We start from the raw sequence: 16,840 nt of genomic DNA on the forward strand, positions 1-16,840 counted from the left end.
CAAATATAAAGGTTTATTCCATACCGCTAGACAGGTATTTAAAAACAGACCAAGAAGTCCTGTAAATAGACTATACTCTTTTTATTGCGCTAAGGAGAACCGTAAACTAATACCATAGTTTGAGTTCGAAGTCGGGTAAGATGAGGTGGACACGATCGGCTCATTGATCTGTAAATCATAGAACGCTCTCAATGTCAAGGCACGACTTAACCCGTAATCCGCAGAGAACTGGATGGTCTTGGCGATATTCCCGCTGGTAGCCTGCGTAAACTGATCCTCTATCTTACGGATCAACGATTGCATTTTACGGTAAGAGAAATCTAAGCGGATCGTAAGATCATTACTGAAGTCCCGTGTCTTTTTCATTTTCAACACCTTGTTAAACTCAGTCAACTTATATCCTACTCCTATCACGAATTCGTTGGAAAGCGCTTCCACCAATTGGTAAGAGGAAATATTCAGGCTTAAGTTACGAGTCTTGCGCAACTCAAACTTACCGGTTATATTATTCAATAAAGTAGCGTCTACACCAAACAACGGGCTGAATCCTTCCGTGATACTCACGGCTGCTATATCATAAGGAGACGACGGTGTAGGATTACCGGTTTGGATATCACGGATATATCCCAAACCATCCTGCCCAGCATCTACCCAATCCAAGAAGGAGGAAAACGCACCTACGCTATAGGAACAACGATATTGATGACTCAACATCATGCTCTTAAAGTATTTGCGAATAACCGGTATACGGATCAAGCCATCATACGTAATACGCCAGTTCGGTAGCAGACTCTTAATGGACGGGAAGGCTGACAAGCCTACCTTATTCGGGTCCTTGCCTGTATAAGCCGCCAAGAAAGCAGGCACCAATACCTCCATGGAATTCAGACTTACACCTCCCCCTACGGCTGGATCATAAGGTTTTCCCGCTAAAGCATGCCCCGCCATAAAACCGGAACTCGGATAAACCGTACCGGAATATGTATCCGCCAAGCGCTGGGCGATCACGCTACGGTGAGCGATAAATTTATCGAACGCTTTCGAGGAATAACCGTTATTAGCGTTTCCGCTACCGCCGAAAGCGCTACCCAAGGCAATCGTCGTCATCGTAAAGCTACCTCCCATCTGCTCGGGCATACCGTCTTGCATATAATAGATATCGGTACTACGGGTATCTACCCGGTTTGCGTTCAAATCAATCTTCAAGCCGGCTATAGGTTCTAGATTCGCACGGATCGTAAGATTCTTCGCGCTATTGATCATGGCAGGCGTCGTCATATTCTCATTCTTTACCAACCAGCCCCGCTCGTCTGCCTCGTCGATAAAGCTCCTTCTTACCGCTCCAAAGGCAAAACCGAGTCCCGGAGCCAAAGTTCCTGTACGCCGTTGCCCGAACATATCACCAACCTCCGGAGCGTAACCACTCAACATCATACCGTCTATCAACGAGTACTGCACGTTTACCCGGCGCAGCATCATCAAGAAACGACTGCCATATTCCGCTACTTTCGTCAAGGTTCCTTCCAAAGGTTGCGGGCCGGGCACGATCGTCAACTTCAAATGAGCCGTATCTTTATTCAAGATCATGACTTGGGCATAATTGATCGGCTTATATTTAATTGAATAGACCTTCCCATCCGCTCCACGTGCCGTGATACGAACCTTCTTCGTAAACATTCCATGCTGCACGATCGTTCCACTATCCGGGCTCAATTGAATCTCTTTCTCTAGTTTCACCTCTTTCTTCTTTTTCTCCGGTTGACGAGCGCTTACCCGGGAAGAGGCCATAAATTTCTGGTTGATCTTCTTCAGATATTTATTCTTATTGTACAATGACTGCAAATTGAAACTACCCTGCCAGTCAAATTGACGTTGGTTCTTTATTATATTACCCTGTTCCAGCTCAATACTAGCGACATTGGCTCCACGATCCCAGTTGTACGTGGCATTATAAGTCAATGAACTATTTACCCAGTCTAATGCCGGTATGAATTGCAATGGCATATTCCAAGTGACATTAAACGTTTGGTCATATTTCAAAGGAGTGCCCAAATCACGGATACTTTGCTTTACGGAATCCTTCCATACCTGATAATCATCCGGATTCAATTTCTTATTAACTTGAACATTCGGTTCCTCGATACGGGCATTCGTACCGGAAGTAAACGTCATGCTCAGATTATTCGTAAAGTCCCAACGCAAACTGAAGGCACGGTCCCACAAGAAATTGTGACTGAATGAGAGCAACTGGTTACCTCCATCCGTAGAACTTGTCAAATCCCTTAGCTTAATCTCATAGTAATTCCGCATCATCGCCGTCTGGAAACTAATATTCGACGGAACGTAATTCAGTCCGAATTGCTTGATATATTTCGTATATCCATTATTCTTCTTCAGCTTCTCGAAGGGTCGGAACGGTTTCACGTAAGGCGTATAATTATAAGCGAAATTACCCCGGTAATCCTTGGTTGTCTCATATTCGGTCTCCGGGTTCTTCTTACTGTTCTGGCTATAAGAGTAACCTAACGAGAAATTCGCCGGATCATACGGCATCGGGTTCTTGCTACGGATATCTACCTTTACGTTATTGAAAGAGACGCTCTTAATAGTGGTCTGATCCAAAGAATAACTCTTGATGGAGTCTTTCTCGGCTTGGGTCTCTACCGCATCCAAAGCGTCCGAAAGCTTAATATCCTCATTCAACGGATCATACTCAGGAGTTGTAGTCTCTTTCGAATAAGCATAGTAAAAAGGTATGCTAACCTTTGCTTTCTCAGGGAACAACTTACCCAACTCAATCGAGGTCGCCACACTATATTGCGAATAATCATCCATCCGACGTTCGGCCAGCGACTGATCCAACGCACCGAAACCAGCGGTTTCCATTCGTCCACTTACATTGACCGTACCCAAATCGGATAAAGCGACGTTCAGATTCGCATTAGCGGCCCAACCGCCTTTCTCGTCGAAATCGGTCATACGAAGTTCGTTTACCCAAACCTCACCGCTCTTGATATCACCCGTATTATTACGTACGCCGATCATGATCACTTTCACCTCCGCTAAGCTAGGGTTACCGATGATACTGATTTTATTACGCGTATTATCCGGATCATTTTTCGAATAAACCTTTTGGTAGCTTATATTTCCCTGTCCTTGACGTTTCAATTTATTTCGCTCCAACTTCAAGTCGGTTAGAGTCTCCAGTTTAAAATTCAAGGTATTATTTAAAGGCCATACTTTTTCTTGATCCGCACTATTGTTCGTATTATAAAGAATAGTACTATGGGGAGTCAGATCCAAAGGCACCTCATACTCATAATAATTATTCTTATAGTCAGAACCTAAACGAATAAATACAGAGAAATCACCATTCGACAAAGTCTTGCTCTCATCAATCGGCGCTTCCGCATGAGCGAACATTTGTAATCGTTTATACCGGCGAAGGTCATAAGCGGTAGATTTATAAACCGCACGTGCATCCGCAGGAGATAAATCCGTTATCTTCATAGACAATGCCTGCTCGTTCTGTTGAAGCAACTGAGGCTGACTGGAATCGAACATACGGCTGATACCCGGAGGCAACACATAGTTGACCGGCTGACGCTGCCCGTTCTCCTCTATATTTACAGAAGATACGACGATCTGTCCATCAGACTTTGGCGGAATAAGAGGATTTGACAAATCCTGCGTATAAGTACGCCAATCACCACGAACCAATTCCAAGGTACCGAAACGCAGAACCGTAGACTTACGGAATCCTGTCATATACATACGCATGAAACGGACTGTCTTGAAATCCCGGATCGCTCCAACCCTCTTCTCATAATCTTTAATAGGAATCTTAAATAGATACCATTTTACTTTCTCCTTATCACCATTCATTAAGGTTACTTCCGGAGTACGCTCATCAACGATGTTGTTTACACCGACCTGCAAATCTTTTGGACGGAGAGAGATCTTGTACTCAAAATATTTCTCTGTCTCATTCAACGTATTATCGCCATTGATATCTTCCACATCTGGTGTACTCTTTCCGGCTGTAGCATATCTTTGATCGGATTCTTGTGAGTTTCCCTCTGTACCGTTATATCGTTTATAGCGAGATAAGATATCCAACTCCTTAGCATCGTAATCATCCCCACGGAAATAGTGATAATTATCCCCGGCAGGATCGTTAAAAGGAGAAAACGGATCATCCATCATCTTAGAGATTGTCTCACCGGATAGTTTCGCCCTCAATTTATTCAAATAATCCGCATACGTAGGGAAAATTTGCTCTTCCTCCGTAGAAAGACCGTTCAAACCGACATCTTGCAGCTCACGATTTTGGGCATCAAACGCATATCCCGTACTTTGCGTGCGAGGCACCTTACCCCAAACAGTCGTATCAACTTTCGACATATCACCGTCCACGGGCATACCATTCTCAAAGAATTTCCGCTCATCTTTCAAGATATCCTCGGAAATCTCACCCAAGTTAAAGTATAGGTCACCACCCTCGGCTGTCTCGTCCTCAAGATACGGGTCTAAAAGCCAGAATTCGATATATTCATAATTGGCAGATTCCAAATCGCTAGGCTCGATCTTACGCATTACACCGCCCCAACGTTTTTCCGGATTACCCAACGTACCGTCCGAGTTTACATTTTCCGCATCTAGGTTATACGGACCACGCTCATTCGGGTAAAAAGCGAGGTTTAATACAGGCAAAGTCGTATTATCATTGGTTCCCAACTCTTTATTCGGGAAGATCTCTTTATAACTGACTCCACGGGTGTAATGATTCGATAAATCATCATTCGTAAGATGTCGAGGGCGGGAAGAGGAACTCTTCCGTGTGAAGATTCCGTCTACCGTATACCAAGCCAACAAAGCTCTGTTTTTACCATAAGCGATATCGTTCACCTTCTCCGCTTCCGGAAATTTAGGATTCGAATCTTCATAGGGGGTACTCGCCAAGTTCCAAGCATACGGGTTCAAAAGATCCATACCACTTTGTGTAGACTCGAAGTCATCCAAATAAGAGTAACCACCCGTATATTGATTCTCATAATGTCCCGCTATTAAATGAGCGAATTCCGCATTGAATGAGATTTGGCTAGGTTTGGTCAATGTCAACAAGGGTAACTTATCAAATACATTTGTCAACCACTGGCTCTCGGCTTTATAAGAGGTATTCAAGCCCCATAAAGTATTCTTTATAGACTCATCCCCCAAAGTGGTTTTTACCGTAAGAGGCATTTCCGACATATGCATAACCGTGGCACCGACCATGAAGTCCTTATTGAACTGGTAATTCAAGTCTAACCCGATCATCGTCTTTCGCTGCATATTAAAAGTAGACTGGTTCTCCAGAGATACGCTAACGGGTGTCCCACTCGATATGATGCTCTCATTCAAGATCGTCACACGTCCTAAACTGTAATCTACCGTATAATCCACATTCTCGGTCAGTGTAGCTCCTCCTGCCGTGACACGTACGGATCCACGGGCCACGTTAGTAGCTCCCAAGTCGATCTCCGAACCCGACGAGGCTTTATACTCACCACTTAAAAGAAATTTATTTTTCTCGGCGATCTGGCGGGCAACGGTTAATGTCGAGTCATACAACTCTTGGAATACATATTTACTGGCATAGGCATTACCTACCTTTTCCCGTAATTTCGAGCCGAAAGGTTGTACACAAGGGAATATAATCTTACCGGTCTCCGCCTGTATCGTATAACCGTCAATAAAATCGAAGAAACCATCCGGATTCGGATTGTCATAGGTATCCAAGCGATCCAGCCCTAATACCCGAATCAAGATTTGATTCGCACAATTACCTTCCGGAAGATAGTTTACATACGTACCGGTAGAATCGCTCTGGTAGGTAACGTTTAACTTAAACTTCTCTTTCTGCACCGAATAAGCACCCAATGAGTATACGTTCTTCATCATCAAGTCCCAGAACATCATATCAGGCGACATCGTGATGCCCTTTAGCAACTTCACATAAATACAGTCGCTCGTATTCTCTTTATTATCCGTAGAGAACTCACCGACTTGATAGGTCTTGCCATTATAGATAAAACTAAAAGCGACACCCAATACCTCATCAGCCTGTAACTGAGTCCTCAAAGAAATATAACCCAATTTCTTGTTTAATGTATACTCAGATGACTCTAGCAAACGGGCACTCTCGATTTTTTCAAAATCCCGTCCTCCCTCCATGGAGCCTTTCAACGCATCATTAACCATACTTATCTTACGGGCATCCGTAAATTGAGTGGTTAAAGTCATATATAAATTGTTTGCGGAATTATTCGGACGTCTGTCCGTTCCGGAAGGCATCACCAACGCAGTATTACCGATATTACGAGATTCATTTTCTCCCAAATCGGTGAAAGCTACGATATTGCGGGACTGGTCATAATTACCGCGTTTATTGGTTACCCATACTTCTATCTTGGAGATCTCGATACCGGAGGTGACGGTAGGCAAAGACTCCATAAACTTATCGTAGTTATCATAGAAATAATGGCCCAAGAAGAAGTGACGGTTCTCGTCGTATTCATCCACCTTGATCTCGAAGGGCTTCGTCTGCACGCCCCCTTTTGAGCTAACCGTCTTGGATTCAGATTCCTGCTGGGCAAACAAGGCGTTCACTCGCAACTTACCAAATTGTAAATCCGCTTTCATACCAAATAAAGCCGCACCTCCATTAATCAAGGAATTGCTGGTATTCATGCTCACGTTACCGGCTTCTAACGACTTGATAATCTCATCCTCCTCGCCTGTATACGCCAACTTCAATTTTTTGGAATCGAAATCAAAAGAGGTCTCGGTATTGTAATTCATTCCGAAATTCACCTTGCTACCCACCGAGGCTTGTACATTCAACTGCACACTCTCGTCAAAATTGAAGAAAGTACGTTTACGGGAACGCTCCGGAAGAGAAGGATCATTATTCTTATTCGTCTTCAATCCCATCGTGATCTCGGCCGAACCTTGTGTTCTTACACGTACTCCACCGGGGCCGAAAATACGTTCCGCCGCACCGATATTAAACTGCATATCGGTTAAGTTAAACTGTTTATTCGTAGCTTTTTGGAATTCTTCCTCGTTCTTTTGGCGGAAATAGGAACGAAGTGATTGTTGCATAGAATAATCTTGGTATTCCGCTGGGGTTAAACTCATCGGCGTACCAATCTCCATATCGCCTAATTTCGTACGGACAATATACGTATTCGTCTTTAAATCATACTCAATCGTAGTCTTGACATTCTCCGGATCACGCAAATCGGCAGGTGATTGTTTCACGATATCTTGATATTCCTCCGGTGTAGTTTTAGCTACCGGATAACGGGGAGGAATCGTATCCTCCGGAGCTTCCAGCAACTCCAATTCCGGCAAAGATGATGTATACGCAAGGTAATCAGCATTCAGCGAATACAAGCCGACACCAAACAATAATACAACGATCCATATGGAATATTTCAGTATTCGTTTTCTCATTTTCTCATTTAATTGTCAATTGTTAATCGTTAATCCTCAATTGTCAATTATCAAAGCATTCTAAGCGCAGTTTTAATTACTTGTTCCACAGCTAAAGTGGGCGAGCCTTTCAAAATAGCGGATACCGCTTTTTGCGAAGCCGCTTTCTGGAAACCCAACATAACCAATGCGGCTACGGCCTCCTCGGTTACCGCTCCATTAGAGACTGATGCCTCCGGCAAGTTTCCGGCCATACTCTCCATAGGTTTCACCTTATTTTTCAAATCTACCAAGATACGCTGGGCCGTCTTCAAACCAATCCCTTTCACGGCAGTCAATGCGGCCTCATTCTTCGAACCGATCACTTGAACCAATTCGGATGGCGGTAGAGAAGAAAGGATCATGCGTGCGGTATTCGGTCCCACGCCGGAAACGGAAGTAAGCAAAAGGAACAACTCCCTTTCGATTTTCTCGGCAAAGCCAAATAGTAAATGAGCATCTTCCCGGATTACCTCATATATATATATTTTTCCGGTAGTCTTGTTCCCAAACGCACTATATGTATTCAAGGATATATTCAGCTCGTAGCCTATACCACCACACTCCAAAATCATACGTGTAGGTGTAAGTTCCACGATTTCACCCTTTATATATTCTATCATCTATATATCTTTTTAATATTCCGTACCTATTATAACGCAAAATTAATCAAAAACGTATATCGGGTTACCATTCTTTTCCCGGATAAGGAACCTTAAAGGTTTCAAAACAACCCCGATCCTGCAATGTCACATAACATTGACGATGATCAGGTCCTCCAAATGTTAAGTTAGACGGCTGTTTTCCTGTCAATTGAATCTCTTCAACTAAATCTCCTTGCGGATTTAACAAAGCTATAGTACCCTTATCATAACGGCAAATATAAAGATTTCCTTTCTCGTCACACTTCATACCATCCATACCGTACCCCTCAAAAGTATGAAATAGACGTTTATTCCTTAAAGTACCATCCAGGCATATATCATATACCCAGACTTTTAATTGGGCAGATTCATTAACGTACAAGCGTTTACCATCCTCACTCACAGCGATGCCATTAGTCGTTCCCATATTCGTCTCCAATAAGGAGACTTTCGCATCCGGGGTAATCAACCAAAGTTGGCCTTTTTGATTCGGCCAATCCGGGTCACTCGCATACATATTTCCATTGGGGGCAAATACAATATCGTTTGGTTGATTCATCTTTGGCTCATGAGCGAATAGGCTGATCTTCTTAGATTTCATATCCACTTTTAAGATATTATGCCCTGTATAATCCGCCACGTACATATTTCCGTCTTTCCCGAAGCGGATACTATTCCCGGTAGATCCTTCCGGCAAAACGAGAAAACAGCCATGGCTACCATCTGGGCGTACAATACCGATCGTCCCTTCTTTCTTATAATTTACGGCATATAAATTTCCTTCGCTATCTACAGCCGGACCTTCTATTCCGGAAGTAAATGTGTGCTCTGGCATCCAACCCGTTGCTTTCAATACATTCTGGGCATTTAAAGAAATCCCACAATACAGAATACCACACAGCAGACTAGCAATGACCTGTATACTTTTCATTTTCAATAATTTTACTGTTTCCAAAAACCGGGGACTAATATCGTTAATACCGTAAATATCTCCAGACGCCCTGTTAACATCAAAAAAGACAGAAACCATTTCGACACCGTGGGGACATCCGCAAAATTACTTACCGGACCAAGCGTTCCCAAGCCGGGCCCTACGTTACTTATAGCAGAAACAGCGGCACCAATCGCCTCCGAAAATCCCATCCCATCCAAAGATAAAGCCAAACAACTCACCACGATTAACGTAATATAAGCGAACACAAAAGCTAACACACGGTGTACGATATCACCAGATACGACATGTCCGTTCATTCGTACTGGAATCACCGCATGGGGATGTGTCTGTTTCTTAAATTCATTGGAGAGATTCTTCGTTAAAATAACGAAGCGTCCCATCTTCAAGCCACCGCAAGTAGATCCGGCGCATCCACAAATAAACATCAAGATCAATGCGATAAACCAGAAAAACGGTCCCCAAGGAATATAGTCATCCGTAGCGAATCCACAGGTAGAAACCAAGGTCACCACTTGGAAAGCCGCCTTACGGAACGCATTCTCTACATCCGAGGCGAATCCAAGGTACAAGATCCACACCATGACAACGATAATAGCGCTTAAAACAAAAAAGAAAAACCAGCGAAACTCCTCATCTTTAATCAATTTCTTCACATTTCCATTAAAACAGAAATAAACCAATGTCATATTGGTAGCTCCGATAAACATGAAAATAGTTATTACATACTCTATATAAGAGGAATTCCAATAAGCGATACTTGCGTTTTTGGTTGAATATCCACCAGTAGATATAGCCGTGAACGCATGATTTACCGCATCATACAAATTCATCGGACCAGCCCATAAAAGGCCGACTAAAAAAAGTGTCAGAAAAACATACACCCCCCACAGGCGTTTAGCGACTTGCGTAATACGAGGACGAAAACGTTCATGGGTTATACCGGGCGTTTCGGCATCAAACATCTGCGAGGCACCACCTCCGAAAATAGGCATCAAAGCCACGGTGAATACGACCATACCGATACCTCCCTGCCACTGTGTAAGACTCCGCCAGAATAAGATACCTTTAGGCAATGTCTCTATATTCGTTAAAATAGTAGAGCCTGTAGTCGTAAATCCGGACATGGTCTCGAAAAAGGCATCGGTCACATTATCTATATATCCTCCAATATAGAATGGTAACATTCCAAATAAAGAGAATAAAATCCAAGTCAATGTCACGATCAACATTCCTTCCCGCCGGCCGGCCGAGTGTTCATTCGCCTTAAAGCCCATAGAGTAGAACAAAAAACCGGTCCCGAATAAGATTCCGCTTGAAATAAGAAGCGGATAGACATCACTCCCCCGATAAAGGAAGGCTACGACAGTAGCAGCCAGCATAAAAAAAGTCTCAAGGATGAACATCACCCCTAGCATCTTCACTATAAAACGTACGTTCAACATAACTATCAACTAGTTAAAGTAGTCCTCCAGCTTACGCATAGCCGTATCCAGGCAGAATACGACAACATGATCGTATGCCTGTATCTGAGTATCACCCTTGATCATCATAGGTTCACCGTCACGAATCAACCCACCGAGAGTCATATCTTTCGGCAGACGGAGATCCTTGACTTGTTTCTTGGTAATCTTTGAATCCGGTCGAGCCACCAACTCCGCTACATCCGCATTCGCAAAGGTCAAACATTTCACGTTAGAGACATCCGCATCCAGAAGAAATTGATAGATATGGCTGGCCGCTATCAGCTTTTTGTTGATAACCGAACCGATGTCCATACTTTCCGCCAATTGGATATAATCGATATTCTCAATCTTAGCGATTGTCTTAAACACACCTAAACGCTTAGCGGCCAGACATGCCAATATATTCGTGCTGGAATTTTCCGTCAAAGCTATAAAAGTCTGCGCATCCTTGATGCCTTCTTGCATCAACAAATCAGTATCACGGCCATCTCCGTTTATAATCAAGACATTACTAGGCACTACCTCAGCGATTCGATGACTTTTCTCTTTATTAGCCTCAATTACTTTTACCCGGATGTTATTCGGTAAATATTGGCAAGCACGGATAGCGATACGGCTTCCTCCCATAATAATAACCTTCTTTACTTCCGGATCTTTCTTTCCGGCCAGTAAGCGCACATCCTCTATATGAGATCGGGTCGTCGTAAAGAATACGATGTCACCAGACTCTATCCGGTCCGTACCACGGGGGATTATCGTCTCGTTCTTTCGCTTAATAGCGACAATATGATATAGCTTCTGCTCATTTAGCAATTCGGCCAATACCCGGTTCACCAAACGGGAATTATCCCGAACTTTAACACCTATCAGAATTAAAGCTCCACCAAACAGCTCCCAATATTGGCGTGTCCACGGACGGCGTACAGCTGTCACGATCTCCTTAGCCGCCAACATCTCAGGATAAATCATCGAGTTGATTCCTAATTTCTCGAACAGCTCTTTATTTTTGGGTAATAAATATTCGTAATTATTGATTCGGGCCAACGTACGATGCGCTCCTAGATTATGAGCCAACATACAAGCCGTCACATTGGTAGTCTCCTCGGGAGTAACACTTACGAACAAGTCCGCTTTCTTGATCCCCGCTTCCTCCAAATCTCTAAGCGAGGTCGGATTCCCGACCATAGGGAGAATCTCCATGCTAGATTTTGAAAAATTCAGCCGTTCCTCATTCGGATCCATCAAAATGATGTCCTGATTCTCTTGAGATAACATTTTCGCTAAATGTGTACCTACTTCTCCCGCACCGGCTATGACAATTTTCATATTTTATTAATTGACAATAATCAATTCTCCTTTTTCAACTGTTTCGCAATGCTCTCGGCATCCATACCACATAATTGATACAGTTCCGGTATAGAACCATGCTCGATAAACGCATCCGGCACTCCGATACGCTTTACATGAGGCGTATAACCATTGTCTGCCATAAACTCAAGGACAGCGCTACCAAAACCACCTTTTATCACTCCATTCTCTACCGTAATAATACGGTTATATTTCCGCCCGATCTCATGCAACAGCTCCTCATCCAACGGTTTCAAGTAGATCATATCGTAATGGGCTATCGATACCCCCTCTTCTTTCACCATCTCGATGGCTTTGATCACCTCGTTTCCGATCGGTCCGATAGAAAGTACGGCGATATCATCCCCGTCACGCAACTTTTTCCCTTTTCCTATAGGCAATACTTGCATCTCGTTACGCCAATCTTTCATCTCCCCCTTACCTCTAGGGTAACGGATTACGAACGGGCCATTAAAAGCAGCATAGCCTGTATACATCAAATTCCGTAAATCCAACTCATTCAATGGGGAAGCGATTACCAAATTCGGTATCGGACGAAGATATGCTAAATCAAACACGCCATGATGTGTAGCTCCATCCTCTCCCACTAATCCCGCACGATCCAGACAGATCACCATATGTAGTTTTTGCAAAGCTACATCATGGATAACCATATCATACGCACGCTGCATAAACGAAGAATACACGTTGCAGAAAGGTATCATTCCCTCCTTAGCTAATCCGGCAGAGAAAGTTACGGAATGCCCTTCCGCAATTCCCACATCAAACGCACGATCCGGGAAGGCTTTCATCATATAAGTCATCGAGCAACCGGAAGGCATAGCCGGAGTTACGCCTACAATACGCTCATCTTTCTCCGCAAGCTCTACCAATGTATGACCGAACACGTCTTGATATAATTGAGGTTCATCTAATTTACGAACGATAATACGCTGGCCGGTTTCCTTATTGAACTTTCCGGGAGCATGCCATTCCGTAGCGGACTCTTCCGCAGGTTTAAAGCCTTTTCCTTTTTTCGTTTTGATATGCAACAGCTTAGGGCCTTGCATATCTTTTATATCATTCAATACCTTCACCAGATAATTTACATCATGCCCATCCACCGGACCGAAGTAACGGATGCTGAAGCCTTCAAATAAATTATGTTGCTGGGTAAGCAATGCTTTAAGGCTATTGTTAAAACGTAAGATGTTTTCCCGGCGATCGTTATTGATGAGCTTGATCTTCTTTAAGCCTCGATACACATCGTATCTCATTTTATTATAGGCTTGACTCGTCGTTATATCCACTAAATACTGGCTAAGACCACCTACGCTATGATCTATCGCCATATCGTTATCATTCAGGATAATCAACAAATTATTAGGGTTGGCAGACGCATTATTCAACCCCTCGAAGGCGAGTCCTCCGGTCATAGCGCCATCCCCGATCACGGCGATCACATGGCGATCCAGTTCCTTCTTCAAGGCCGAGGCTACCGACATACCCATCGCCGCAGAGATTGAATTTGAGGCGTGTCCGGCGATAAAAGCGTCATACTCACTTTCCGCAGGATTAGGGAAGCCGCTAATTCCTTTAAACTTACGGAGCGTATGGAAAATATCTTTCCTTCCTGTAAGTATTTTATGTCCGTAAGCTTGATGCCCGACATCCCAGACAATACGGTCATAGGGGGTATTGAATACATAATGAAGGGCGACTGTCAGCTCTACCGTACCAAGGCTTGCACCTAGGTGACCGGGATTCTCAGACAAAACATTGATAATATATTGACGCAAATCGGCACATACCTGCTCCAACTTATCCTGTGACAAATGTCTCAGGTCTTCCGGAAAATGAATGCTATCCAATAGGTGTTCAACTTTGCTTTCAGCCATGTCTGCTAATTTTTCTGGCAAAAATACAGAATAAACGGCATATATAATAGTATTGTCCTGTCATTTCTTAGACAAGGGGAAAATCCATATTGATTTTAACAGCTAAATCCTATAAAATTTCATAGTTATGTTTTTTTTAAAACATAGTTATGAGTTGTGAATTTCATAACTATGAATTTTTCAAGTTATAATATAGTCATGAAATAACACCATTTGGAAATAAAAATAGCCCAACCACACCAAATTTGATCTCTTAAAAAGTACAATAAGTCTAATATTTCCAAACCATTACCTATACACCTAATAATCAACATACAATAAAATCGTATCTATCCAAGCTCCGATTAGTATCCATAGTATTTTGAATTTCTATTAATACTAATCGCTATTTCTATGAATAGTAAATCAGGCTACAATGGAGCCTATTTTCAAGAAATATACAATAAACAGAATGACTCCCGGCTGATTAATGATACGTTTAGCGGTAAAACATATACATAGATACGTTTTCAAGTAAAGATTCGTATTTGGTACAGTTGTCCAAATAAAAAAGAGCTGTGCTTCCCATTTTACCGAGAAGCTTAACAGCTCTTTCTTCTTACAAAACCTCTTAATTTTTTATTCCAAGGTAAAGCTACCGGTCAAGTGTCCCAACCGATGTAACAACACAACCTGATACTGGCCATTTGCTTCTCCCGCTAAAGAGAAAGAATAAGTTCCACCTGCCTCTGAAGAAACAACATCTTCATAGACTTTCACTCCTTCATCATTCATGACACATACGGTCAAGTTTGATAAAGCATCTTCAAAGCTCAAGGAAAGAATGTCTCCTTCGATTGATACTACTGGAGGACAGTTTGTATTAATAGAACGATAACGTTCGTCATCCCAAATGCCTTCTGTAGGGATAATATCAGCCAACAGAGGTTGTACTAGAAGCATTGCAAATAAAATTGCACAAAAGGTAAATTTGTTTACTTTTCTCATAATGATATGTGTATTAATTGTGCAACAAACATACACCTATCCTTAAAATAACAAGGACATATTTATTGCACAAAACATGCACAATTATATTTAAAACTCTCGGATAAACTTATCAAACTTCTCTGAAGAGCCTGTTTCTGAATGAATTTTCTCATAAAGACGTTTTCGGATCATTGAAACATTTGTTGGAGTCGTCACGATCAACATCGCAATAGTAACAGGAGGTACATTCGCTTTAACTAAGCAACTCACTCTCAATTCTGTTGTTGTCAATTTTGGAGCTACCCCGACCAAACGATGAGTAAAGTTATCATATGTTTCATCCAAACATTTAAATAACTCCTTCCAATCTTCAGGCTTAGGCCTCCATTCTTCTTTTACATGAAAACGATAATAAATATCAGAAACACAAAACTTCTCTATTAACAGCAGATTTTCAGTTTTGACACATTCTAAACTCTTATTTTCAGCTTCCAATTTAAGCTTTCTAAGAGCTATTAATTCTTTTTCTCTTTCTCCATGAGCTTCACAAGATCGCTGTAATTGAGCTTCCAAATCTGCTATTTTATTCTCGTTTTCTTCTATTCGAGTTTGATCTTCTTCCCGTTTTTTCTTCAACGCTACCAATTTTTCTTTATGCTCCTGCAAACGTATCCTTTTCTTTTTCAATTGTATATTTGCAAAAACAAAGACAAAAACAACAAGTAACAAACTAGCTATCACAAGCAGCCACATATAAAGATTATCTAACTTCATTTGTTCTAAAGAGATTTTAGCTTGTAATAATTTAGCTTCTGTTTGATGATAATCATACAGCCTCTCCATCTTTCTAATCGATTCTGTTTGTTTAATCATATTCATCGAATCTCTTAAAACTTCATATTGAATCTGGTTCTTTGCATATTCTTCCCAATGCTTTCTATCTTTCTCTAGTTCAGCCAAAAAATAATATGCTCCTGCACGAGTTTGCAACCTTGGACTAGCCACACAAATATTTAAATAATAGTATGCTGAATCAATTTTATTGGTTTTTTGATACAATTTACCAAATGCTAAATTTACAGGATCTAATACGGTCTTCTTCAAAGGGAAACATAAAGTAGACTTAAGGCACTCATATGCTTTAGAATAATCACCTTTGTTCATAAACAAATTCCCTAATTCTTTATAAATAGAAGGTTTGCTAGATTTATCACCTATAATCAAAGCCCTTTCATAATAAAAGATAGCACTATCATTCTCACTAAGAGCTGTAAAATTTCTTCCAAGATCCCTTAACACAAACGATTGCCCAATAGAATCTTTAAGTAACTCAAAGCTTCGCAATGATTTTTTCTGATAAAAAACCGCTTTTTCATATACTTCTTGATAGGTATAAAGCATCCCTATACTATTATATAAACGTCCAAGAAAAGCATAATCAGTAATCTCCATCTCATTTTGTAAAGCTTTTAAATAATAATCCTGCGCCCGTGGAGCATCTTTCAAATCATCAACAACACGTCCTCTATAATACCAAGCTTTTGCTTTTCTTTTCACATCATCTGTCTTATCAAAATATTCTGTAGCTATTGCAATTAATGAGTCTGACTCGTGCTTCTTATAAGTTTTATCTTCTGCTTCTGTCAAAAGTAGGTAGTACATAGCACGATCCTTTTCTGAAAGATCATTTACATCTTGTATTGTTGATAGCAATGTTAAAACGCTATCGGGATGTTGGGACATTATCTTTTCCGCATGTTCATATAGACCTGAGTGATGGCTACATGACATTAGTCCAGTAATAAAGAACAGAAAAAAGACGTATAGATTGTTTTTCATACTCTGTAACATTTTTATTTTCCACAAATGTAAGTAAAATCTCTAATCCTAAAAGTCTTGATTTTTACTGAATTAGACACATACAAGGATTTACGGGTATTTGTATTCCCCCATCTGTTTTGAAAATCAAAACGGATCAAACACCCCGCAAATAAGAAGTAAGTTTAAACTCTTTTACCTTTTAAATACACACAGAAGCACTAGAAT

The 16,840-nt window shown here is 41.6% G+C and carries 8 protein-coding genes; all 8 read right to left on the reverse strand.

All coding sequences use genetic code 11. The features are described 5' to 3' along the window. Positions 1-81: 81 nt before the first annotated feature. Entirely contained in the window at positions 82-7,500 is a 7,419-nt protein-coding gene (sprA, locus tag DW205_RS03305) for a cell surface protein SprA (protein ID WP_005866656.1), read from the reverse strand. Between the two features lie 50 nt (positions 7,501-7,550). Beyond that, on the reverse strand, positions 7,551-8,141 hold the full coding sequence (gene ruvA / locus DW205_RS03310; protein ID WP_005866654.1) for a Holliday junction branch migration protein RuvA: 591 nt from the start codon (positions 8,139-8,141) through the stop codon (positions 7,551-7,553). A 64-nt stretch (positions 8,142-8,205) separates the two neighbouring features. Next, entirely contained in the window at positions 8,206-9,093 is an 888-nt protein-coding gene (locus DW205_RS03315; RefSeq protein WP_005866652.1) for an SMP-30/gluconolactonase/LRE family protein, read from the reverse strand. Positions 9,094-9,104: 11 nt separating this feature from the next. After that, a complete protein-coding gene (locus DW205_RS03320) occupies positions 9,105-10,559 on the reverse strand; it encodes a TrkH family potassium uptake protein (protein WP_005866650.1) in 1,455 nt (484 codons plus the stop codon). A 9-nt stretch (positions 10,560-10,568) separates the two neighbouring features. Continuing rightward, on the reverse strand, positions 10,569-11,906 hold the full coding sequence (gene trkA, locus DW205_RS03325; RefSeq protein ID WP_005861043.1) for a Trk system potassium transporter TrkA: 1,338 nt from the start codon (positions 11,904-11,906) through the stop codon (positions 10,569-10,571). 20 nt (positions 11,907-11,926) lie between these two features. Continuing rightward, positions 11,927-13,825, reverse strand: coding sequence for a 1-deoxy-D-xylulose-5-phosphate synthase (gene dxs / locus DW205_RS03330; protein WP_005866648.1), 1,899 nt, complete (start codon positions 13,823-13,825; stop codon positions 11,927-11,929). 618 nt (positions 13,826-14,443) lie between these two features. Further along, positions 14,444-14,812 carry a DUF3244 domain-containing protein gene (locus DW205_RS03335; RefSeq protein WP_005866644.1) on the reverse strand — a complete coding sequence of 123 codons (369 nt, stop codon included), beginning with the start codon at positions 14,810-14,812 and terminating at the stop codon, positions 14,444-14,446. Between the two features lie 90 nt (positions 14,813-14,902). Beyond that, on the reverse strand, positions 14,903-16,633 hold the full coding sequence (locus DW205_RS03340; protein ID WP_005866641.1) for a tetratricopeptide repeat protein: 1,731 nt from the start codon (positions 16,631-16,633) through the stop codon (positions 14,903-14,905). Positions 16,634-16,840: the final 207 nt, after the last annotated feature.

Origin of the sequence: Parabacteroides sp. AM17-47 (assembly GCF_003434625.1) — a bacterium.
GTDB lineage: Bacteria > Bacteroidota > Bacteroidia > Bacteroidales > Tannerellaceae > Parabacteroides > Parabacteroides distasonis.